Source organism: Pseudomonas sp. NBRC 111131 (assembly GCF_001320525.1).
GTDB classification, from domain to species: Bacteria; Pseudomonadota; Gammaproteobacteria; order Pseudomonadales; family Pseudomonadaceae; genus Aquipseudomonas; species Aquipseudomonas ceruminis.
On record NZ_BCBH01000028.1, the window covers coordinates 35,820 to 55,566 of the forward strand.

A 19,747-nucleotide genomic window follows, 5' to 3' on the forward strand; every position below is an offset into this window, starting at 1 on the left:
TCAGCGTTTAGTGATCCGGCGGCAGCCCCAGGCGCCCTACTGCGCGGGCTGGGCCAAGCGGGCTCGGCGCAGCAACGGTATTGCTCAGCTGGCCGATGCCGCTGATTTGCGCCACCACCAGGTCACCCGGTTGCAAGAAGCGCCCGGTTTCCAAGCCCACCCCGTGCGTGGAACCGGTGAACACCAGATCGCCGGGGCGCAGTTTGATCCGTGCATCCAAGTAATTAAGCAGCTCGTCCAGGGGGAAGATCATGTGCTGGGTATTGTCGTGCTGGCGTACTTCGTCATTGACGCTCAGGCGCATCTCCAGCGCAGGCTGCTGCTCGCCGCCCAACTCGTCGGCCGTCACGATCCAGGGCCCTACAGGCGTGGTGCGGTCCATGGCCTTCTGTGTCAGCAAGTCGAGCCGCCCAATCTGCTGGCCCGCATCGCGTGCACTGATGTCGTTACCCACAGTAAAACCCAGAAGGCAGGCGCTGGCGCGGCGTTCATCCTGCAGCGTTCGTCCCACCACCGCCACCAGTTCCACCTCGTAATCCAGCTGCCTGGTCACTGGCGAATAACTGATCGGGTCATTGGCGCCAACCAGAGCCGACTCGAGCTTGAGGTAGGCCAGCGGGTGCGCCGGGGCCTGACTGCCCAAGCGTTGGAGGTGGCTCAGGTAGTTCAGGCCCACGCCGAACACACGGCTTCCCGGTTCCAATGGGGGCAGCAAACGCGCCCCGGCCAGCGACAGGCGTTCGTCCGACAAGTCCAGGTCGTCCAGACACAGCCCCCCGCTCTGCCCCATCCAGCACGCGAAAGGCGCTCGAACCCGCCGGCAGTGCTCACTGTCGGCATCTACCAGCGCCCAGAACGCCTGCCCGCCCAGCTCGACCCGCGCCAGGCGCATGTCACTGCCGGGCCAGGTAGGTAGGCAGATACTCGGCGTCATGGACCTCTTCGGGAGTCTTGACACTCGGCCCCAGGATGGGCCCAACCATCTCGTGGCCCCACAGGCTGAGCTTTTCAGGGTTCAGCTCGTAGGGATCGCCTTGCCAAGGCTCTATTTCAGCAATGGTTTCGAAGGCAAAACCCGAGGGGGTGTAATGATAGAAGGACAGGTGCGGATCTTGCGCATGCTGGCCGAGCGTCATCATCATCGGCAGTTCGCGCTGGCGCACAATATCGTAGGTCTCGCCCACATCACGCACGTTGCGAACGAACAGCCCAACGTGCTGGACGCCCATTCGCCCGGCCCCATGGCCATAGGCGATGTCGTGACTGGTGTGATGGTTGAGCCGGGAGCGGAAGAAGCCAGTACGGCCCTTGCCCGCCCCCGCGCCATACCAGCTGAAGCCCATGACATTGAGCAGGAAGTCTTCAAGTTCCGGAGTGTACTCCGGAGTGATCAGCACCACGTGCCCTGCACCCCGCTCGTCGGCCAGAAAGCCGCCGTGGGGGCGTCCCGGCTGAAATGAACGCGGCAGCCATTTCTGTCCATAAAATAACTCATGCTGGTAGCCGACCGGATCACGGAAGCGCACCACCTCGCGCACGCCCCGGGTCTCGCACAGCTGCGCGTCACCGCGAGTGTAGGTCACGTTGGCGGCTTCTAGCCTCTTGATACCCTCCTCGAACGCCATTCGCCCGATTGCTTCCCAGCCGATGTAGGCAATGCGGTCCACCTTACCCGGATGGAATGCGAACCGGTGACGGCGATCATCGATTCTGAAATAAAGCGACTCCGGGTCGCCCGGCGGATTTTTGCCGATACCAAAGCCCATCACCTGCGGGCCATACTCGCGCCAGGCGTCAAGATCAGGGGTTTCGAAGCCCATGTAACCAATACCAATGATGTCCAATTTGTTCACCTTGTTCTTGTTCGAGATGAAACGATGCCAACGATCGCTGGCGCTGTCGCAGCAGGGCTAGACCGCCAACAGCCCGCCGTCTATGACAAAGTCCGAACCGGTAATGAAGGAGGCCTCTTCGGAAGCCACGAACACCGCCAGCGCCACCACCTCTTCAGGTTCCCCGGGGCGGTCCATCAGCACACCGTCGAGCAGCATGGCGCGGGCCTTGGGGTTTTCCAGAAACGCCCGGGTGCCAGGCGTGGCGACGAAGCCGGGACTTAGGCTGACGGCACGAATACCAACGGCTGCTCCCTCCACAGCTAATTGCCGGGTAAACGAAACTACCGCGCCTTTGGCTGCCGCGTGGGCACTGATACCGGCCACCTTCGAACCGCCCCAGGCCGCAGTGGACGACACGTTGATAATCACCCCGCGCTGCTCGGCCAGGTATGCCCACGCGTACTTGGTGGTATAGAACAGCAGGTCGATTTCATTACGCAGGGTGTACTGCCAGTCTTCGATCGACAGCTCACTCACCAGGCCGAAGCGCGCTGCTGAGGCGTTGTTGTAGAGAACATCAATGCGCCCGTGCTCGGCGACGGCCGCCTCGATCCACGCCCTGGCCTGCTCGTGATCGCCCAGGTCCACGGGGGCAGCGCCATACAAGGTAAACCCCTCGTCGCTCATCAGGGCACGGGTCTGCTCGTGGCCCTCGGCATTGAAGTCGCAGCCGACCACGATCGCCCCTTCACGGGCAAAGCGCAGCGCTGCCGCACGGCCCTGGCCGCCTCCGGTGCCGGTAATCAGGGCCACCTTGTTGTGTAAACGTCCCATCAGCACATCCTCACCTCATTGGTTGTCACGCCCTCGCAAGTGAGTGCGCCCTTAAGCGGGGTAGTCTTGCGCGTCGATGGGCTCCAGCCATACCGCTTCAGCCGGGCAAGCAGCAGCGCCCTCGCGTGCATCTTCTTCAAGTTCAGGGGGCACCCGAGCGTCATCGAAGTACACCAAGCCGTCGGCATCGAGCTTGTACACACTGGGGCAGATGGTTGCGCACAGGCCGTAACCACAGCAGCGGCTACGGTCGGCAACAGCTTTGAACTGCGCTTTTTCTGAACTCATTTTTTTCTCCTTATCAGGTTCAGCCTCAGCAAATTATGAACACTTATTTATTTTATGTGCAATTTATTTTTAGCAAGGATATGCTCAGCCTCAGTTGCAGCAGTGGACCACGATTGCGCCCTGACAAACGCTCTGCGGCGAGCGCGATGTTGAACAGGGCGTGACCGAGGGTGATTCAACCAGGTTCGCGGCGCAGCACATTCGTTTGTCTGTGAGTCATACGGCTGTGCTGGACAAACCGGAAATCACGGTTTCATACAAAAAAATGCAGTGTTTGGCTCAACAAAACCTATAAGGAAGCCAATTCATGAACCCTTCGAAAAACCAGGCGGCGATCGACCTGCACGAGTTCCGGCAAAGCTGGAGAATCCTGCTTCTGTCAGTTGCCGGCGTGGCCATCAGCATCAATGCCGCGCTTCTTTACGGCTTCGGCACGCTAGTCGTACCACTGGCCGATGCCTTTGGCTGGGGCAAAAGCGAATTGCAGGCGTGCATCACCTTCCTGTTTGGCGGCGCGGTGGTGTCGCTGCAACTAGTGGGCTGGTTCAACCTGCGCTTTGGCATGAAGCGCGTCACCGTGGTGTCGCTGTTGCTGCTGTCGGTTGGCTACCTGGCCACCACCCAGGTCAGCTCGTCGATCTGGTCGATGTACCTGGCCTTTGCGCTGCTGCCGATCGTGGGCATGGGCGCACTGGCCGTGACCTGGACCCAACTGATCAGCCTTTGGTACGACCAAAATCGCGGCCTGGCGCTGGCCATTGGCCTGTCAGGTACCGGCGTCACTGCCGCCACCGTTCCCCGGCTGATGGCCTGGGGCATAGAGCAGTGGGACTGGCGCGCGGCCTTCGTGATCCTTGCGCTGCTCAACTTGCTGGTGCTGCTGCCGCTGATTCTGCTGTGGTTCAAGCTGCCCAAGGCGGCCGATACCACCCGGCAGGACGCCCTGGCGCAGCTGCCGGGCATGAGCTTTCGCGAAGGCATGGGCTCGCTGAAATTCTGGACCTGCAACCTGGCGCTGGGCCTGGTAATTTCGTCGATTGTCGGCATGGTCACCAGCACGGTGCCGATGCTCCAGGCCAAGGGGCTATCAGCGGCGGATGCGGCCACCATTTTCAGCGGCTTCGGTATTTCGCTGATCCTGGGGCGTATGGTCATCGGCTATCTGCTCGACCGCCTATGGCCGCCGGTGGTCTCAGCGTGCAGCCTGCTGCTGCCCGCTGTCGGCTGCCTGGTATACCTGAGCGGCACCACCGAGTTCATACCCCTGATGCTGGCGGCCGTGCTGGTCGGGTTCGGCGCCGGGGCGGAGTTCGACATCGCCGCGTTCCTGATTGCGCGCTACTTCGGCCTGCGTGAATACGGCCGGTTATTCGGTGTGCACCAGGGTCTCAATACCGTGGCATCGGCCTTGGCGCCGCTGCTGTTCGCCTTCCTACTTGCACGTACCGGCTCGTACACCGCCATGCTGGTGTACAGCGCCGCATGCTGCGTGGTCGGCCCGCTGTTGCTACTGACTCTTGGACGAGTGCCGCGCTTCGACGCGCAGCCCTTGCCCAGCCACTCCTGAGCCCACAAGAAACGGAGCAGAACATGCCCACACTGACCTTTATCGAACATAACGGCACCCACCATCAGGTCAACGGCGAAGTCGGCCAGTCGGTCATGCAGGCCGCCACGTTCGCCAGCGTGCCGGGCCTGCCCGCCGATTGCGGTGGCGCCTGCAGCTGCGCCACGTGCCACACCTACGTAGACGAAGCGTGGCTGCACAAGGTGCAGGCACCGGAAGGCATGGAGAGTGACATGCTCGAGTACGCCTTCGAGCGTCGTGACAACAGCCGCCTGAGCTGCCAACTGATTATCAGTGAAGACATGGAAGGCATGGTACTGCACCTGCCCTCTTCGCAATTCTGAATGCGTTGCAAGGAGTACTCATGACCCTCAACTCAGTCGTTATCGTCGGTGCCGGCCAAGCCGGGTTCCAGGTGGCCGCGTCGCTGCGCCAGGAAGGCTATGAAGGCGGTATCACCCTGATCGGCAATGAACCCGGCCTGCCCTACCAGCGCCCGCCACTGTCCAAGGCCTACCTGCTCGGCAAGATCCAGGAAAACAACTTACTGTTCCGCCCGGCCGAGTTCTACGCCACCCAGCGCATCGAGCTGCTACACGACCCGGCCACCGCCATCGACCGGCTCAACCGCCGCGTGGTGCTGGCTTCCGGCACCGCCTTGAGCTATGACCACCTGATACTGGCGACCGGCGCGCACAACCGCCCGCTGCCAGTGCCTGGCGCGGACCTGGCTCAGGTGTTCGGCATCAAGACCAAGGCCGATGCCGACGCCTTGGCGCCGCTGGTCAGGCAGGCGCGCAACGTGGTGGTGGTCGGCGCAGGCTTTATCGGCCTCGAGTTTGCCGCGGTCGCCGCCGCCCAGGGTGCGCAGGTGCATGTGCTGGAGCTAGGCGAGCGCCCCATGGCGCGTGCGGTGTCGCGGGAAATGTCCGAGTTGTTTCGCCAGGCGCATGAGCAGTGGGGCGTGCACTTCGATTTCCGCCAAGGCCTTGGCCGAATTCTCGACGACAACGGCAAGGTGTGCGGCGTGCAAACCGCAGATGGCCGCATCCTGCCGGCTGACCTGGTGGTATTCGGCATCGGCGTCATCCCCAATACGCAACTGGCCACCGAGGCCGGCCTGGACATCGAGAACGGCATCAAGGTGGACGCCCACCTACTCACCTCTGACCCACAGATTTCCGCACTCGGTGATGTGGCCAGCTTTCCATGTGTACAGAACGAAGAGCAGCACACCCGCCTTGAGTCGGTGCAAAACGCCATCGACCAGGCGCGTACCGTGGCCGCGCGCCTAATGGGCAAGCCCTCGCCCTACGCCGCCCTGCCCTGGTTCTGGACCGACCAAGGCGACCTGAAGCTGCAGATCGCCGGGCTGTCCAACGGCTACGACAGCACGGTCGTGCTCGGCTCCGCCCAAAACCGGCAACTTTCGGTGCTGTGCTTTCGCAATGAGCGCTTGGTGGCTGTGGAGTCTTGCAACCGCCTGGGCGACCACATGGCCGCGCGCAAGATTCTCGCCCGCGCGCCCAGGCTGACGGCGGCTCAAGCAGCAGCCGAAGGTTTCGACCTCAAGACTTGGGAAGCGGCTAACCGCGACTGACCACTCTCACCCACCTCTCGCCGCACTGTACCCCAAGGGCCCTGCGCGGCGTTTGCGCAACCTGATGGAGCGATGCAATGAACAAGGTCTGGTTTGTTACCGGTGCGGGCCGCGGGTTGGGCGCCGCCATTGCCAGGGCAGCATTGGCGGACGGTGACTGCGTGGTGGTCAGTGGACGGCGCCTGGCGCACCTGCAAGGCATGTTTGCCGAGTACGGCGACCGGGTACTGGCGGTGCCCCTTGATGTCAGCAATCAAGCGCAGGCGTTGGCTGCCGTGGAGCAGGCAGTGGCCCGCTTCGGTCGAATCGACGTGCTGGTCAACAATGCCGGGTATGGCCAACTGGCCCCCTTCGAGGACAACCTGCCGAGCGATGCCGAAAAACAGTTCGCCACCAATGTGTTCGGTGTGTTCAACGTGTGCCGCGCCGTGCTGCCGGTGATGCGCACACAACGTAGCGGCCACCTGTTCAATGTGTCGTCCATGGCCGGCGTGTTAGGCATGGGAGGCGCCGCGCTATACTGCGCCTCCAAATTCGCGGTGGAGGGGTTCTCCGAAGCCCTGGCCCAGGAGGTAGCCCAGTTCGGCATCAAGGTCACGCTAGTGGAACCCGGGGTGTTCCGCACCGACTTTCTCGATGCCAGCTCCGCCATGTTCGGTGAACGCGGGCTGCAGGACTACGCCGCGTTCACGGCCAAGGTCAAGGCTGCGTCGGCTGCCGGCAATCATCAACAGGCCGGCGACCCGGCGAAGCTGGGCGAGGCCCTGGTACGCCTGGCCAACACCGACCAGCCACCATTGCGCTACCTGGCCGGTTCCGACGCCTACGGCCAGATCAGCGTCAAGCTCACCGGAATGCTCGCTCAGATAGAAGCCTGGCGCGAGCTCTCCTGTTCTACCGATGGTGCTACTGGTTGATGAAGTAACGCACGGACAACCGCCCCCCTTCGAACCGGTACAGCTCGATCGTCTCTATGCCACCGTCCTGCTCGCGAAAAGCGTTCAGGTGGTGGCACGCCACTTCATTGCCATTGATGATGCATTGGCGCACCTCGACCCGAACTTTGGGTTGTTGCTGCGCCCACATGCCCTCCAGCACCTGCCAAGCGTCATGCTGCGGCTTGCCGACATGCTCGATACTCAGGCCATTGGGTGACACGCTGCGGTAGTGGGCAAAAAAGCCTTCCTTGTCGCCGCGGTTCCAGCAGTCGACTTGGCCGTGCAGAAATTCTTCGATCACGTGTTTGTCCATTGTCATGTAAGGGGCTTCCCTAAGCAGTTTGTTGTTTGAGCTGACGCTGCAGCGCTTGAAATGCCGGTTCCATTCTCAGCCACAGCAGAATGATCGGGCCGATGATGGCGCAGAAGAAGCAACTCACCAGTACTGCCGAATAGCTGCCATACACATCGAACAGGTAGCCGAAAAGCATCGGCACTAGGCCGGACACGATGGTGATCAGGCACAGGTGCAGGCCAAAGATGCGCGCGTAGTCCTTCAGGCCGAAGTAGCGTGCCATCAGAAACGCCGCCAGGTCGAACTCGGCGCCGGCACTGGCACCAATGCACAGCGTGGCCAGCATCAACAGCGGTACGTGCTGCGAGCCGCCAAAAAAGAAGATTGCGCACCCCAGTGCCGGTAACGCAAGGCTCACCGCCGCCACCAGCGAAGGCGAGTAGCGGTCCAGCAGGTACCCCACCAGCAGACGCCCGCCAATGATCGAAATGCCGAACGTACTGAAGATCTGGCTGGCCTGCTGCGCGCTCAGGCCCTTGCTTTGCAGCATCGGCACAATGTTGGTGACCATGCCCACAGTCAATGACACTGACAGGATCAACGCGATATTGAACCCCCAGTACTTCCCCGAGCGCAGCGCCTGTCTGAAGCTCATGCCCGACAACGACGGCTGCGGCTGCGCCGACAAAGGGTCGGCCGCGGCAACATCGACCGGCATGCGCAACCACATCAACGCCAGCGGCAGCGTGAACAACAGCGGCATCGCCCCCAGGGCAATGAAACCGGCCTGCCAACCATAGGCACCTATCAGCCGGGACAATAACGGAGGCAGGACCATTGCCATCAGACCAGTGCCGCACAGGATCACCGCCAGGGCCAGCCCCCGGTTACGCTCGAACCACAGGTTGACCAGCTGCGTCCAGGTGATGGCGATGGTACCGGCACACACGATCGGCATGCTGAAGAACGCCAGGTACAACCAGGCGATTGACCCCTGGATCTGGGTGATGGCGAAGTAGCCGAAGATCTGCAGCATGATCGAGACGATGGCGACCCGACGCAGGCCGTAGCGCCGATACAGCCAACCGACCATCTGGGTGGAGATGGCCACCCCGGCGAACAGAAAGGAAATCGAGGCCTGCAAGTCGCCCCGACTCCAGCCGAAGGCCTGTTCCAGCGGAATCACCAGAGTGCCGAACGCATACAGCAAGGCAGCGGTGATGCTGGTGCAGATGCCGAACAGCCCCAACACCACGATGCGCCAGCCGCGCCTGAATTCGGAAAAATCGTTGCCAGCGCGTTGGCGCTCACGTGTGTCTGTAGTCATGCACTTTCACTCCCGTAGCAGCGCGGCGCGTTACTTGCCCTTGAGGATTTCTTCGACCTTGGGCAATGCCACCATGGTGGCGCCCCCATCCACCAGCAACGAGGTGCCAGTGATATACGACGCGTCGTTGGAGGTCAGGAAAAGCACCGCATTGGCAATGTCGGCAGACTCGCCCAGACGCCCGACCGGAAAATGCGCGGCCAGCTTGTGGGGCAGCTCCTCGCCCAGTGTTTCGAGCATGTGATCAGTGCCAATAAGGCCGGGCTCGACCACGTTAACCAGAATGTTCATGGCGCCGAATTCCACCGCCAGCCCACGGGCAAAGGCATTCATGAAAGCTTTGCTGGACCCATAGGCGATCAGCCGCGGGGTGTATTTGCGGTTGGCTTCACCGGAGGAGATAAAGATCAGCCGGCCCTTGTCGGGGGCCTTGGACAGGTACGGCGCGCTGTCCTTGGCCAGCCAGAACAGTGACTGGATATTGCTGCGCACGATGTGATCGAACGCGTCGTCCGGCATGTCGGCGATCAACCCATGACGGGTGTCGGCGGCGCAGTGCACCACGATATCCAGGCCGCCGAACTGCGCCACGCCGCCCTCGACCATCGACCTGATGGCCTCGCGGTCGGCAATGTCGCCGCCCACCAGGCATGCCTGGGCGCCCAGTGCGCGGATCTGCTCGACGGTGTCTTCACCGTAGCGCGCAGTACGTGCCGAGACCACCACCCGCGCCCCTTCGCGCGCGTAGGCCAGTGCAATCGCCCGCCCCATGCCACGACCCGCACCGGTTACCAGTACCACTTTGTCGCGAAACTTCATCGCGGTTCCCCGTTGTTGTTATTGGTTGAGGGTTTTGCTTTATGCATACGCCTGCCCACCGAGGCAGGCGCACAGTGCAGCGTTACAGATCCTTGCCAGGCACATTACGCGCCGAACCGTTGCGCCGGTCAGATTCGCCCCAGCCCAGCCAGTGCGACGGCTCACGGGTATCGCCCACCCGACGCCAGCGCCCTTCCTGCTGGGCAGTGATCGGGAAGCCGCCGACAAAATCGATCATCTCGCCCCGCTCGTCCGGCAGGAACTCCCACTCTTCCTTGCCTTCCAGCACGATCCGCGCCGACTTCAGGAAGTAGCTACCGTCCTTGTGCTCGGTCTGGCCTTCGATGTCGGTGGTCACCCGCACTTCGCCTTTTTCATTGTTGAAGAAGGCATAGCCGAGATGGTCGTGGCCGACCATGAACGAGCCGGTATCCCAGGTGCCGTCCTTGTACACGGTGACGAACGACCACCAGATCACGTGCTTGTTGTTGTTCACCACCAGGTCTTTCTTGAAATGGATGGCGCCACCTTCAGCCATGTAGAACTGGTCCAGCGCCAGCGCACCTTTGACCGGCCGACCCTCGCATACACCCGCCACGTCCCACAACTGCGAAACATAGAATGTGCCCCACTCCACGCCCGGCAAGTACCATTGCAAACCCGGCCCGAGCAAGCGACCTTCGATAGCGAACAGGCCCTCCTCCTTCCAGGTCAGGCGTTCGCTGCTGGCAGTGATTTCCCAGGCATTGCCCGGTTCCCCCGGTTGGCTGGTCCAGCGCGCAGTATCGCCGTCGAGGCTGTGCACGGGCATGGGTGTTAGCGCCTGTTTGGCCATCTTCTCGTGATCCATGCGCAGGTTGACCTTGTCGACATGGTTGTTCAGGTAAAAGAACTTGGTCGGGTTCGGCGTGCCGTTGGGGGCCATCAGCGAGCGGACGAAGGAATAGATGTTGCCTTGCTCATCGCGCACCGATCCGAAGGGTGAGCTCTTGCTCAGGTGCAGGCCAAAAAAACCGCGCTCGGCCGACATCGAGGCGCCGCTTACCTTGTGCGGGCCCACCAGTTGCTGGAAGCCGAAGTCGCCGCGTTCTGGAATGGTCTTGAACGTTCTCATAATGCCCTCTGTTGTTTTTGTAAGGCCGTAAAGCTGAATGTGGTGTCCGACGTAGGCTCAGTCCCAGATCACTGGCAACCTGGATACGCCGCGCAGCTGCGCGCCGCTAATAATCGGCAGCGGTTGGCTGGGGTCCAGGCGCAGGTTGGGCAACAGGTCGAGAATGGCGTTGACCGCGCAACTGATCTCGACCTTGGCGACAAACTGGCCGATACACATGTGCGGACCGAAGCCGAAGCCGAAAGAAGGCTTGGGCTTGCGGTCGATGTCGAACACGTCAGGGTTTTCGAAGGCGTCTTCGTCGCGGTTGGCCGACACCACCATGCACTGCACGAACGAACCCTTGGGGATTGTTACGCCATGGAATTCGACGTCCTTGGCCGTCTCGCGCACCTTGAAGGTGGCCACCGGCTCGAAGCGCGTGGTTTCGTCCATCAGCTTGGCAATCAGGCTGCGGTCGGCCTTGACCCGCTCCAACAGGCCCGGCGTGGTCAGCAGCAAGGTCATGACCGAGCCGAACATGCGCGTGGTGGTTTCGCCTGCCGCTGGCAACAACGAGCGGGTAAAGGTGATGACCTCATGGTCGTTCAGCGTGCGCCCCTCGTATTCGGCGCGCAGTAGGCGGCCCACCACGTCGTCGCCCTGGCTACCCGCCTGACGGCGGTGCACCACCACTTCGGCCAGCGCGTCGTATAGCCCTTTAACCGCGATCCCGGCCTGGCGGCGCGCCTCGACCATCTTGCTCGGGTCGATCTGGTTGCCCCCCACGATCGCCAGTGCCCAGGCCGCGTATTGCTTGTATTTGGACGGGTCGTCGGAGGGAAACCCCATCAGTGCATACATGATGCGAATCGGCAGCTCCAGGCCGAACTTCATCAGGTCGGCCTTTTTCGCTGGCAGCATCGGGTGGATATACTCCTCGCGGATCACCTGGTCGATCTGCGGACGCCACTTGTTGACCGTTTCGGGCATGAACGCCGGTTGCAACAAGGCGCGCACCTTGCGGTGCTCTTCACCGTCCATAGCCAGGATGATCAGTCCATCGAAAAACGCACCAAGGCCCTCAGCGATGAAACCGCTGGTGTAGGTGGCACCGTCGCGCAGCACGCTCATGACGTCCTGGTACTTGAACAACGCGAAAGTCGGGCGCGTGCCCTGCTGAGTACCCGCATTGGTCGGCACGCCGAACTGAGTGATGAAATCGCCTTCGTAGATGGGTGATTTCAATCGTTGCTCGCGGCACACCGCGTGAATGTCCAGATCGGTACCGCGGTACATTTCCGACACGGCGTTGTACGCCGTTGCCAGGTCCAGGGCTGCACTTTCGTTGCTCATCAGGATCTCCTGTGTTGTTTTTATTCTTGCCTGCGCACCGATATTTCTGCGCTTTACGTAGGATGTATCGCCTGCCAACCTATGGTATGCCCTTGTCTGTGAGGGGCGGTTCCGATTCGTTTGACTCGGGGTCAAACGAAGGCAGCCGGGTAAATACTTCAAGATGTGAACAACAAGGGCCAACACCGGCATGAGGAGTCCAGGGTGGTAGTCAAAGCAACAGACGGTGTCGAACAGGGCAAACGCAGCACGATGAAACGGCTGCTCGCGGCTGCACGTGTGGAGTTCGCCAAGAAAGGCCTGGCTGGGGCACGGGTGGAAGAAATAGCTCGGGAGGCCGGCGTCACCAAACAGCTGGTCTACCACTACTACGGTTCCAAGGAAGGCCTGTTCGTAGCGGTACTGGACGAGTCGTCGAGCCACATCATGTCCGAGCTGGTGAACCTGGAGGTCGAGCAACTGCCACCGCCCTTGGCGCTGCGTGCCGTCCTCAATCACTTCTTCGACCAGTACCGGCTCGACCCCTTCCTCGGCAGCCTGGCGCTGGAGGGCATTCGCTACCACGACGCCCACGAAACACCTCGTAATCATTTCCAAGAAATGGCGCCGGCATTGATTGCCAAGCTCGACGCCATCCTGCGCAGGGGCGCCGCCAGCGGGGATTTTCGCGCCGACATCAACCCACGCCTGCTACTGGCCTGTGCCTCGCTGGTGACCACGGGCTGGTTCACCAACCGCTATTCGATGTCGACCCTCGCCGGCCTGGATACCGACTCTGCCGAAGGCATGATCACCTGGCGCCAGTACTCGGCCGACTTCGTCATTGCGAGCCTGTCTCTGAACGCAGAAAAGAAAACCGGCAGCGTCTGACGGCTGCCGGTTTCGTCTGTCTGCGGCCCCTGTAGACGGGGCACGTTTCAGCGCCGCGACTTGCTCAGGTAACGGCTGACCCGCCTGGCCGCCAGCCGGCCTGCCATGCCATTGACCCCGCCCCCAGGATGGATGCCCGCGCTGCCCAAGTACAACCCTGCCACCGGCAGCGTATCGCCACCCAGGCCGTGCGCCGGGCGCATGGTGCTGGAGCGCATTGAAGTGGTATCGATATGCACCACGCAACCGTTCACGGTATTCAGGCGCGCGGTGAAGTCCGGGGCAGCCTCGATGCGTCGGCCGATGATTTGCCCCTCGATACCGTCGACATAAGCGTACAACTGCTCGATCACCTGATCAGCCACTCGCTCACGCAGGGCATCCCACCCTTCATTCGGGTTGACCGGCATAACCGGTGGGTAGATATACAGCACGTCCTGGCCCGCAGGCGCCTGTGACGGGTCAGCGGCGCTGGGGACGGCCATGGTGATGTAGGGCAAGGTCGGCACTTCGCCCCGCGCACAGGCGGCAAAGTTCTCCAGCACGGCCTCTTCGGTGCCGATCAGCAGACAGGTGTTGCGCAAGTCAACACCATCGCCGCGCACCGCCTCGAAGCGTGGCAGCGAAATCTGCCCGCGCAGGGCCACATCCACCTTCAACGGGCCCGAGCCCTTGGCGTTGGCCGGGGCCATGGCGATGCGGGTCAGCAGGTGCTTGGGAAGCTGACCGGCAGTGACCATCTCCAGCGCCGGCCGGGGGTGGCAGCCGGCAATCACGGCGCGGGCAGAGAAGGTGCGGCCATCGGCCAATTTCACGCCTTTGACCACGCCGTCACTGGCCACAATTTCACTGACGCTGGCCGACACCAGCACCTGGCCGCCCAACGCCTCCAGGCGGGCCCGCATGGCATTGCTCAACTGCTGCATGCCACCCATCACCCGCCCCACACCGAAGCGGTGCAGGAACCCCAGCAGGGCGTAGTAGATGCCACCGCCGTCAGCAGTGATGTCGCCCGCAAGCCCGGTAAGCGCGCACATCGCCGAGCGGGTGATCGGATGCTCGAATCGTTCCCGCGCCGCCTGCAGAGCCGACCCAGTCATCAGCGCCATCAGTTCGGGCTTCAGGGCCTTATGCCTGATTGCTGTGGCGACCATCCGCAGCTTGACCCCCAGGTTGGCCTTGGCCGGATCGACCCGCATCATCGGCAGCGCGATCTCCAGGAACAGGTCGATGACCTTCATGAATTCAAGAAACGCGTCGGCGTCGCGGGTGCTGAAGCGGCGGATCTCGGCAGCTGTACGCTCGCGGTCCCGCCAGAAGATCAGCGATTGGCCGTCCGGGTGCAGATACACATATCCCGGCGCCAGTTCCACCGACTTGAAGCCGTGTTGTTCCAGGCCAAGCTCCGCCGGCACATGGGCGTGCACGCGCATCGACATCATGTCCAGCGCGCAGGGGTGAACCAGGTGCTGCGGCGCCTCAGGTATCAGGTAGCCCGAGGAGGCCATGCCGCCCACCTTGTCCAGGGCTTCGAGCACCAGTACTTTCTTGCCTTCCAAGCCCAGGTAGCAGCCAGCAGACAGGCCATTGGTCCCGCCACCGACCACGATCACATCGAAATCAGGGTTTATTGCGAGTTGCGTCTGGTTCATCACATGCTTCCAAGTCGAAGGTCATCCGGGGCGACGCATGCACGCGTCGCCCCGGGGGTCACATGCCAGTTCGGCCCATCTGCGCGAATAGCGAGCGCATGGCCACTAATGAAGGGGTGTGGGTACTGAACCCGCCATCGGCCACCAGCGTGCTGCCGGTAACGAAGGACGACTCGTCGCTGGCCAGGAACGCCACCACATCGGCGATCTGGCGCGGGGTGCCTAGTTCGGCGGTACAGTGGTTGTCGCGCAGGATATCGAGCAACGCCGGCGGCATGGCGTGCTCGGAGGGCGCCAAACCGATCTGTACAGCATTGCCGCGAATGCCCTGCTTGCCGTACTGCGAGGCCACCATGCGCGGTAACATCATCAGGCCGGCCTTGGAGGTAGCGTAACCGGTCAGGGACATGTCACCCTGCATGCCGAGCCCCGAGGTGGCGAAAATGATCGAGCCCTTGCCTAGTTCCAACATGGCCGGGATCACGTGCTTGGTGCACAACACCGCGCCGCGCAGGTTAACGGCGATGGCGCGGTCCCAGGCCTCCATGTCGAGATTGACAAAATCGCGGTCTGCCTGGCGCTGCTCGGCATTGAGGATTGCCGCATTGTTGTGCAGTACGTCGATACGGCCAAACCGCTGCCTGACCTGGGCAACCATCGCGTGGACGTCGGCCTCCGACGACACGTCGGTGCGAATCGCCAACGCCTGGTGCCCTTCGTCGAGCAACGATTGGGCAACCGCCGTGGCCCCGTCCAGGTTGATGTCGACCACGGCGATGCTCGCGCCATGGGAGGCGAGGACGCGGGCGCATTCTGCCCCCAACCCGCCACCGGCGCCCGTGATAATGGCCACCCGCCCTGCCAGCTTGCCTGTACTCATGTAAATTTCCTTTTTATAAGTGGGCCCGTCACTCGCCGGTGAAACGCGGCTCACGCCGTTCGCTGAAGGCCTGGGCAGCCTCGCGCGCGTCGTGGGTAGGTGCCAGCAGCGCGAACAAGTCGAGCTCCAGGTTCAGTCCGCTCTTGAGGTCCAACTCCAGCGCGGCACGGGCCGCCTGCTTGACGAAGGCCGATGCGGTGGGCGGCTTGGCGGCGATACGCCGGGCAAAGCTCGTGACCTCCTCCAGCAGGCCGTGGTTGTCGCTGGCCACCCGACTGACCAGCCCGATGCGCTGCGCTTGCGCTGCATTCATGCGATCACCAGAAAGCAGCATGTCCAGCGCCTGACCCGGTGCGACAACACGCGACAGGCGTTGCGTGCCGCCACCACCGGGGATCAGCCCTAGCCCAGTTTCCGGCAACGCAAACACCGCATTGGGCGCCGCGAAGCGAATGTCGCAGGCCAGCGCCAACTCCAGTCCGCCGCCCATGCAGTAGCCGTGGATGGCCGCGATCACCGGCTTGGCGATACCGTCCAGAGCTTCGATCCAGCGCACCTTTTCCATGCGCTGGCGTACCTGAAGGCTGGACTCAGGGCCACGGCGTTCCTTGATGTCGGCGCCGGCGCAGAAGCCGCGCTCGCCTTCACCACGAATCACAATCACGCGGATCTCGGGATCTTGCTGCAGCAGGGTCAGCGCCTGCGGTACCCCCTGACGAATCGCATCGTTGATGGCGTTGATCTGGTTGGGGCGAGTCAGTACCACCCAGCCTACCCGTGCGTCACACTCCACGCGCACCGCCTCGTTTATCACCTCGCTCAGCGCTGTGCTCATGCTGGGCACTCCTCGAACTCGAACACCTGACCATCGAGCTCTTGCGGGTCGACTTTGATCAGCGCCCGGCCGCCCACCGCCTGCGATGACTCAACCCACTCAAAACGGGTGCCACGGGCGCGCAGGTCCTCGGCCTTGGCGGCCAAGTCGTTGACGCCGATGCGGATGTAATAAGGACCCGGCCCCCAGTTGTTGAGGTAATGGCCGGCATCGGTGTTCCAGTAAGTGGCCTCCAGCACATCGAGGGTGGCGCTGTTGGGCACGCTGAACCCCATGCGTGCACGGCGATATCCTTCACCGGCGATATGCTCTACCGGCCCGCTCGGTTCCCAGTCCAGGTTGGTGGAAATATTGCGCAGCGTTTCATCCAAGTCTCGAACGAGGAAACCTCGGGCGGTTACGCGCACCATGTCACCCGGCTTGAGGTCTCGCGGCTTGACCGGCGGCAGTTGATAGGTTTCAGCCGGCATCTGCAATGGCTCAGTCGGCATGATCTCGATGCACAGCCCCCCGTCCACGGACGGCTGGTAATAGGGCTTCTCGGGCGTCGCACCGAGCCATAGGCGATCGAATGGCATTTCCGGGGTGCGCTGCGCCATGCGAAACGGCAGACGACGGCGCATCAGCTTGTCCACCAACTCATCGAACTTGTCCCCATGCAGCGCCAGCACGATGGAGTGAGTCAGCATAGGCCGATGGCGGCCCTGGTATTCTTTTAGACTCTCCAGGAACTCATGGAACAGCGGGTCGCCCGGATTGGGGCGATCCAGGTGCCACTGCGGCTCAATGCGCGTGGGAGACACTGCTAGAGACTTGTGCACCCGCAGAAAGTGCGCAATGTACGGGTGATTGTCAAACGCCTGGCGCCAGCGTTCGTGCTTGTAGACACCGAGCTTGTCTACCAGCATTTCCGTCATGGCGTCCGGGTCCGGAACCATCATGTCGGCACTCATCAGTAATTCGAACATTTCTCTCTCCTCAAATGGGATGGCAAGGCCTGTACCCGGCCTTTTCAGTCAGCGGGCACGCCGCGCACGGTGGGCGCGGGCAATGCATGGCGTTGGGCCACGCTCGCAGGCTTGTCAGGGCGCTGCTGCACGCGGGCCTCGTCAAGGTCCAGGGTGGCCCCGGCCTTGGCGTTGCGTTTGGGGTTAAGTAGGTAATGTGACAAGGCCGGGATCAGCACCAGCGCCCCGAGCATGTTCCACAGGAACATGAAGGTCAGCAGGATGCCCATGTCGGCCTGAAACTTGATGGGTGACCAGGCCCAAGTGATCACCCCGGCCGCCATGGTCAGGCCGACCAGCGCGACCACGCGACCGGTAAAGTCCAGCGAACGACGGTAGGCCACTGCCAGGCTAGCGCCGCGCTCTTGCACCGCCAACTGCACGCTGAGCAGGTACAGCGCATAGTCAACGCCGACCCCAACGCCCACCGCAATGACTGGCAACGTCGCGACCTTCAGGCCGATGCCCAACCACACCATCAGCGCCTTGCAGATGATAGTGGTCATCAGCAAAGGAATCAGCGCAACCACTGTCGCGCGCCAGCTGCGGAACGTCAGCAGGCACAGCAGCGCCGTTGCGCCGTACACCGCCAGGTACATAGTGATGATGCCCTTCTCGACCTCGATGTTGGTTGCGGCCTCGATGCCGGCATTGCCTGCTGCCAGCAGGAACTCCACCGGGTGTGCGGCGTCCGCCCCGGTGTTGTTTTCCTTGGCGAATGCTTCCGATACTTTCAGAATCCGGCTCAAGGTATCTGCCTTGTGATCGGCCAAGTAGGCGATCATTGGGGTAACCGAACATTGCTGATTGGTTATACCAGGGGCGGAAATCATTGCCGCATCTACTGCCGCGTTAGTAATGGCCTGGTCGCGGCTGATACTGAGCCATTTCGGGCTGCCCTCGGCCATGCCCGAACTGATCATGCGCACCGTTTCGGCCAGAGACTGGGTGGTCTGCACCCCCGGGGTCCGGTTAAGCTGCCAGGCCAACTTGTCCATGCGTTGCAACGCCTGATAAAGCCTGCAACTGTCTTCGTCAGTTTTCATGATGACTACGAACTGGTCACTGGAGAGCCCGTAATTCTGGGTAATGAAGGCATTGTCGCGGTTGTAGCGTGAGTCCGGACGCAGCTCGGGTGCCCCTGGATCCAGATCGCCCACCTTCAGGTGCATCATCACCATGCTGCCCAGCAGTGTCACCACCAACGACAAAGCAATGATCGCGGTGGCCATCGGGCGCTCGGTAAAGCGGTCCAGGCCACGCCAGACACGACCCAAAATACCTTGTCCAGCCTCTCCGGCTTGATCCTTGGCGATTGCGATGCGTGCAGCTTTGGCACTCACGCCCAGGTAAGACAATGCCACCGGTATCAACAGCAGTTTGGTGAAGATGAGCACCGCCACGCCGATGCTCGTGGTCAGGGCCAGGTCGCGGATCACTGGGATGTCGATGATGACCAGTACTGCAAAGCCGACGATATTGGTCAACAGCGCGGTTAGACCGGTCAGGAACAGGCGACGGAACGTGTAACGCGCCGCCACGTACTTGTGTGTACCGCGGCCAATGTCCTGGAGAATGCCGTTCATTTTCTGGGTGCCATGGGAGATGCCAATGGCGAAGATCAGGAACGGCACCAGAATCGAGTAGGGGTCCAGATCGTAACCCAGCAGTTGCATCAGCCCCAGCAACCAGACCACGCCAGCTACCGCCACGCCTACCAGCAGCAGCGTACTGCGCAGGCAACGGGTGTAGAAGTACACGAACACCCCGGCGATCACTACCGAGGCAGCAAAGAACAGCATGACCGAGTACAGACCATCGATCAGGTCGCCCACCAACTTGCTGAAGCCGACGATATGAATACCGATCTTGTCGCTCTCCAACGCACGAATCTTCTCTTCGAGCTGCTTGGAGAACTCCCCGTAGTCCAGCGGCTTGCCGGTTTGCGGGTGGGTATCGAGCAACGGAGCCACGAGCATGCTCGACTTGCTGTCGTTGGCCACCAGATTACCGATGATGCCGGCACGTGTGATGTTACGACGCAACGCCTGGATGGATTGTTGGCTGCCGTCGTAATCCGATGGCATCACTGCCCCGCCATCGATGCCCTCTTCCGTGACCTCCTTCCAGCGCACGATGGGCATCCACAACGACTTCATCCATGAGCGGTCTACGCCAGGAATCAGGTACAACGTGTCGTTGACCTTCTGCAAGGCCGAAAGATAGTCGGCATCATAGATATCGCCCGTCTTGTTCTCGACCACTACGCGAACGCTGTTCCCCAGGCCCGGCAACTGGTTCTTGTACGCCAGGTAGTTCTTGATGTACGGGCTAGAGCTTGGAATCATTTTTTCAAAGCTGGCGTTCACCTGCAGCCGCGCAGCGAAGAAGCCCAGCACTACGGTGGCGAGCAGACAGCCAACGATGACCAACATGCGGTTCCGGAAAATCACCCGCTCAAACCAGCCGCCGGAGTTTTTATCGAAATCCTCCAAGTTGGTGATCACTGGCATCCCGCTGTTGAATTTTTGCTCGACCATGTCTTCTTTCT

At 61.8% G+C, this 19,747-nt stretch carries 19 protein-coding genes; 5 read left to right on the plus strand and 14 right to left on the minus strand.

The window, feature by feature from the left end; translation table 11 throughout:
* Positions 1-7 precede the first annotated feature (7 nt).
* The 4 genes from APH34_RS21545 to APH34_RS21560 all read right to left on the minus strand — a co-directional run bounded on the left by APH34_RS21545 (position 8) and on the right by APH34_RS21560 (position 2,957).
* Positions 8-892 (minus strand): fumarylacetoacetate hydrolase family protein, encoded by an 885-nt coding sequence (locus APH34_RS21545; RefSeq protein WP_041505818.1) that lies wholly within the window; start codon positions 890-892, stop codon positions 8-10.
* 1 nt (position 893) lies between these two features.
* A complete protein-coding gene (locus APH34_RS21550; RefSeq protein WP_047604763.1) occupies positions 894-1,844 on the minus strand; it encodes a VOC family protein in 951 nt (316 codons plus the stop codon).
* A 66-nt stretch (positions 1,845-1,910) separates the two neighbouring features.
* Positions 1,911-2,669, minus strand: a complete 759-nt coding sequence (locus APH34_RS21555; protein WP_047604764.1) for an SDR family NAD(P)-dependent oxidoreductase — start codon at positions 2,667-2,669, stop codon at positions 1,911-1,913.
* A 51-nt stretch (positions 2,670-2,720) separates the two neighbouring features.
* Positions 2,721-2,957 carry a ferredoxin gene (locus APH34_RS21560; RefSeq protein WP_041505816.1) on the minus strand — a complete coding sequence of 79 codons (237 nt, stop codon included), beginning with the start codon at positions 2,955-2,957 and terminating at the stop codon, positions 2,721-2,723.
* Between the two features lie 307 nt (positions 2,958-3,264).
* Between APH34_RS21560 and APH34_RS21565 the strand changes: the two genes are divergently transcribed.
* The 4 genes from APH34_RS21565 to APH34_RS21580 all read left to right on the plus strand — a co-directional run bounded on the left by APH34_RS21565 (position 3,265) and on the right by APH34_RS21580 (position 7,041).
* Positions 3,265-4,524: an MFS transporter gene (locus tag APH34_RS21565; protein WP_041505815.1), complete on the plus strand. Its 1,260-nt coding sequence runs from the start codon at positions 3,265-3,267 to the stop codon at positions 4,522-4,524.
* Between the two features lie 23 nt (positions 4,525-4,547).
* Complete coding sequence (locus APH34_RS21570) at positions 4,548-4,868, plus strand: 2Fe-2S iron-sulfur cluster-binding protein (protein ID WP_041505814.1); 321 nt, start codon at positions 4,548-4,550, stop codon at positions 4,866-4,868.
* 20 nt (positions 4,869-4,888) lie between these two features.
* Entirely contained in the window at positions 4,889-6,124 is a 1,236-nt protein-coding gene (locus tag APH34_RS21575) for an NAD(P)/FAD-dependent oxidoreductase (RefSeq protein WP_047604765.1), read from the plus strand.
* A 77-nt stretch (positions 6,125-6,201) separates the two neighbouring features.
* A complete protein-coding gene (locus APH34_RS21580; RefSeq protein WP_047604766.1) occupies positions 6,202-7,041 on the plus strand; it encodes an oxidoreductase in 840 nt (279 codons plus the stop codon).
* Here APH34_RS21580 and APH34_RS21585 read toward each other — a convergent pair.
* From APH34_RS21585 to APH34_RS21605, 5 genes are all read right to left on the minus strand, one after another.
* The gene (locus APH34_RS21585; RefSeq protein WP_041505811.1) at positions 7,031-7,381 is read right to left on the minus strand and encodes a nuclear transport factor 2 family protein; all 351 of its coding nucleotides are present in this window, start codon (positions 7,379-7,381) and stop codon (positions 7,031-7,033) included. The genes APH34_RS21580 and APH34_RS21585 overlap by 11 nt on opposite strands.
* 13 nt (positions 7,382-7,394) lie before the next feature.
* Positions 7,395-8,684, minus strand: coding sequence for an MFS transporter (locus tag APH34_RS21590; RefSeq protein ID WP_054902889.1), 1,290 nt, complete (start codon positions 8,682-8,684; stop codon positions 7,395-7,397).
* A gap of 30 nt (positions 8,685-8,714) precedes the next feature.
* A complete protein-coding gene (locus APH34_RS21595) occupies positions 8,715-9,503 on the minus strand; it encodes an SDR family NAD(P)-dependent oxidoreductase (RefSeq protein WP_047604767.1) in 789 nt (262 codons plus the stop codon).
* Positions 9,504-9,585: 82 nt separating this feature from the next.
* Positions 9,586-10,617, minus strand: a complete 1,032-nt coding sequence (locus APH34_RS21600; protein ID WP_047604768.1) for a hypothetical protein — start codon at positions 10,615-10,617, stop codon at positions 9,586-9,588.
* Positions 10,618-10,674: 57 nt separating this feature from the next.
* On the minus strand, positions 10,675-11,952 hold the full coding sequence (locus APH34_RS21605) for a cytochrome P450 (RefSeq protein ID WP_177337044.1): 1,278 nt from the start codon (positions 11,950-11,952) through the stop codon (positions 10,675-10,677).
* 204 nt (positions 11,953-12,156) lie between these two features.
* Between APH34_RS21605 and APH34_RS21610 the strand changes: the two genes are divergently transcribed.
* Positions 12,157-12,822 (plus strand): TetR/AcrR family transcriptional regulator, encoded by a 666-nt coding sequence (locus APH34_RS21610; RefSeq protein WP_041505806.1) that lies wholly within the window; start codon positions 12,157-12,159, stop codon positions 12,820-12,822.
* Between the two features lie 47 nt (positions 12,823-12,869).
* Here APH34_RS21610 and APH34_RS21615 read toward each other — a convergent pair whose 3' ends face one another.
* The 5 genes from APH34_RS21615 to APH34_RS21635 are packed head-to-tail and all read right to left on the minus strand — an operon-like array spanning position 12,870 to position 19,736.
* Positions 12,870-14,474, minus strand: coding sequence for an NAD(P)/FAD-dependent oxidoreductase (locus APH34_RS21615; RefSeq protein WP_047604769.1), 1,605 nt, complete (start codon positions 14,472-14,474; stop codon positions 12,870-12,872).
* Positions 14,475-14,532: 58 nt separating this feature from the next.
* Positions 14,533-15,354 (minus strand): SDR family NAD(P)-dependent oxidoreductase, encoded by an 822-nt coding sequence (locus tag APH34_RS21620; RefSeq protein ID WP_047604770.1) that lies wholly within the window; start codon positions 15,352-15,354, stop codon positions 14,533-14,535.
* Positions 15,355-15,382: 28 nt separating this feature from the next.
* Positions 15,383-16,189 (minus strand): enoyl-CoA hydratase/isomerase family protein, encoded by an 807-nt coding sequence (locus APH34_RS21625; protein WP_041505803.1) that lies wholly within the window; start codon positions 16,187-16,189, stop codon positions 15,383-15,385.
* On the minus strand, positions 16,186-17,157 hold the full coding sequence (locus APH34_RS21630) for a lactoylglutathione lyase (protein ID WP_047604771.1): 972 nt from the start codon (positions 17,155-17,157) through the stop codon (positions 16,186-16,188). Before APH34_RS21630 ends, APH34_RS21625 begins: the two co-directional genes overlap by 4 nt.
* Positions 17,158-17,201: 44 nt before the next feature.
* Positions 17,202-19,736, minus strand: a complete 2,535-nt coding sequence (locus tag APH34_RS21635; protein ID WP_047604772.1) for an RND family transporter — start codon at positions 19,734-19,736, stop codon at positions 17,202-17,204.
* Between the last annotated feature and the right edge of the window lie 11 nt (positions 19,737-19,747).

What these genes read in the sequence shown, in the direction of transcription:
- APH34_RS21570 (WP_041505814.1), top strand. Translation starts at nt 4,548, where the DNA reads ATGCCCACACTGACCTTTATCGAACATAACGGCACCCACCATCAGGTC.
- APH34_RS21580 (WP_047604766.1), top strand. Translation starts at nt 6,202, where the DNA reads ATGAACAAGGTCTGGTTTGTTACCGGTGCGGGCCGCGGGTTGGGCGCC.
- APH34_RS21565 (WP_041505815.1), top strand. Translation starts at nt 3,265, where the DNA reads ATGAACCCTTCGAAAAACCAGGCGGCGATCGACCTGCACGAGTTCCGG.
- APH34_RS21545 (WP_041505818.1), bottom strand. Translation starts at nt 892, where the DNA reads ATGCGCCTGGCGCGGGTCGAGCTGGGCGGGCAGGCGTTCTGGGCGCTG.
- APH34_RS21605 (WP_177337044.1), bottom strand. Translation starts at nt 11,952, where the DNA reads ATGAGCAACGAAAGTGCAGCCCTGGACCTGGCAACGGCGTACAACGCC.
- APH34_RS21575 (WP_047604765.1), top strand. Translation starts at nt 4,889, where the DNA reads ATGACCCTCAACTCAGTCGTTATCGTCGGTGCCGGCCAAGCCGGGTTC.
- APH34_RS21625 (WP_041505803.1), bottom strand. Translation starts at nt 16,189, where the DNA reads ATGAGCACAGCGCTGAGCGAGGTGATAAACGAGGCGGTGCGCGTGGAG.
- APH34_RS21600 (WP_047604768.1), bottom strand. Translation starts at nt 10,617, where the DNA reads ATGAGAACGTTCAAGACCATTCCAGAACGCGGCGACTTCGGCTTCCAG.
- APH34_RS21555 (WP_047604764.1), bottom strand. Translation starts at nt 2,669, where the DNA reads ATGGGACGTTTACACAACAAGGTGGCCCTGATTACCGGCACCGGAGGC.
- APH34_RS21615 (WP_047604769.1), bottom strand. Translation starts at nt 14,474, where the DNA reads ATGAACCAGACGCAACTCGCAATAAACCCTGATTTCGATGTGATCGTG.
- APH34_RS21620 (WP_047604770.1), bottom strand. Translation starts at nt 15,354, where the DNA reads ATGAGTACAGGCAAGCTGGCAGGGCGGGTGGCCATTATCACGGGCGCC.
- APH34_RS21595 (WP_047604767.1), bottom strand. Translation starts at nt 9,503, where the DNA reads ATGAAGTTTCGCGACAAAGTGGTACTGGTAACCGGTGCGGGTCGTGGC.
- APH34_RS21560 (WP_041505816.1), bottom strand. Translation starts at nt 2,957, where the DNA reads ATGAGTTCAGAAAAAGCGCAGTTCAAAGCTGTTGCCGACCGTAGCCGC.
- APH34_RS21585 (WP_041505811.1), bottom strand. Translation starts at nt 7,381, where the DNA reads ATGACAATGGACAAACACGTGATCGAAGAATTTCTGCACGGCCAAGTC.
- APH34_RS21630 (WP_047604771.1), bottom strand. Translation starts at nt 17,157, where the DNA reads ATGTTCGAATTACTGATGAGTGCCGACATGATGGTTCCGGACCCGGAC.
- APH34_RS21590 (WP_054902889.1), bottom strand. Translation starts at nt 8,684, where the DNA reads ATGACTACAGACACACGTGAGCGCCAACGCGCTGGCAACGATTTTTCC.
- APH34_RS21635 (WP_047604772.1), bottom strand. Translation starts at nt 19,736, where the DNA reads ATGGTCGAGCAAAAATTCAACAGCGGGATGCCAGTGATCACCAACTTG.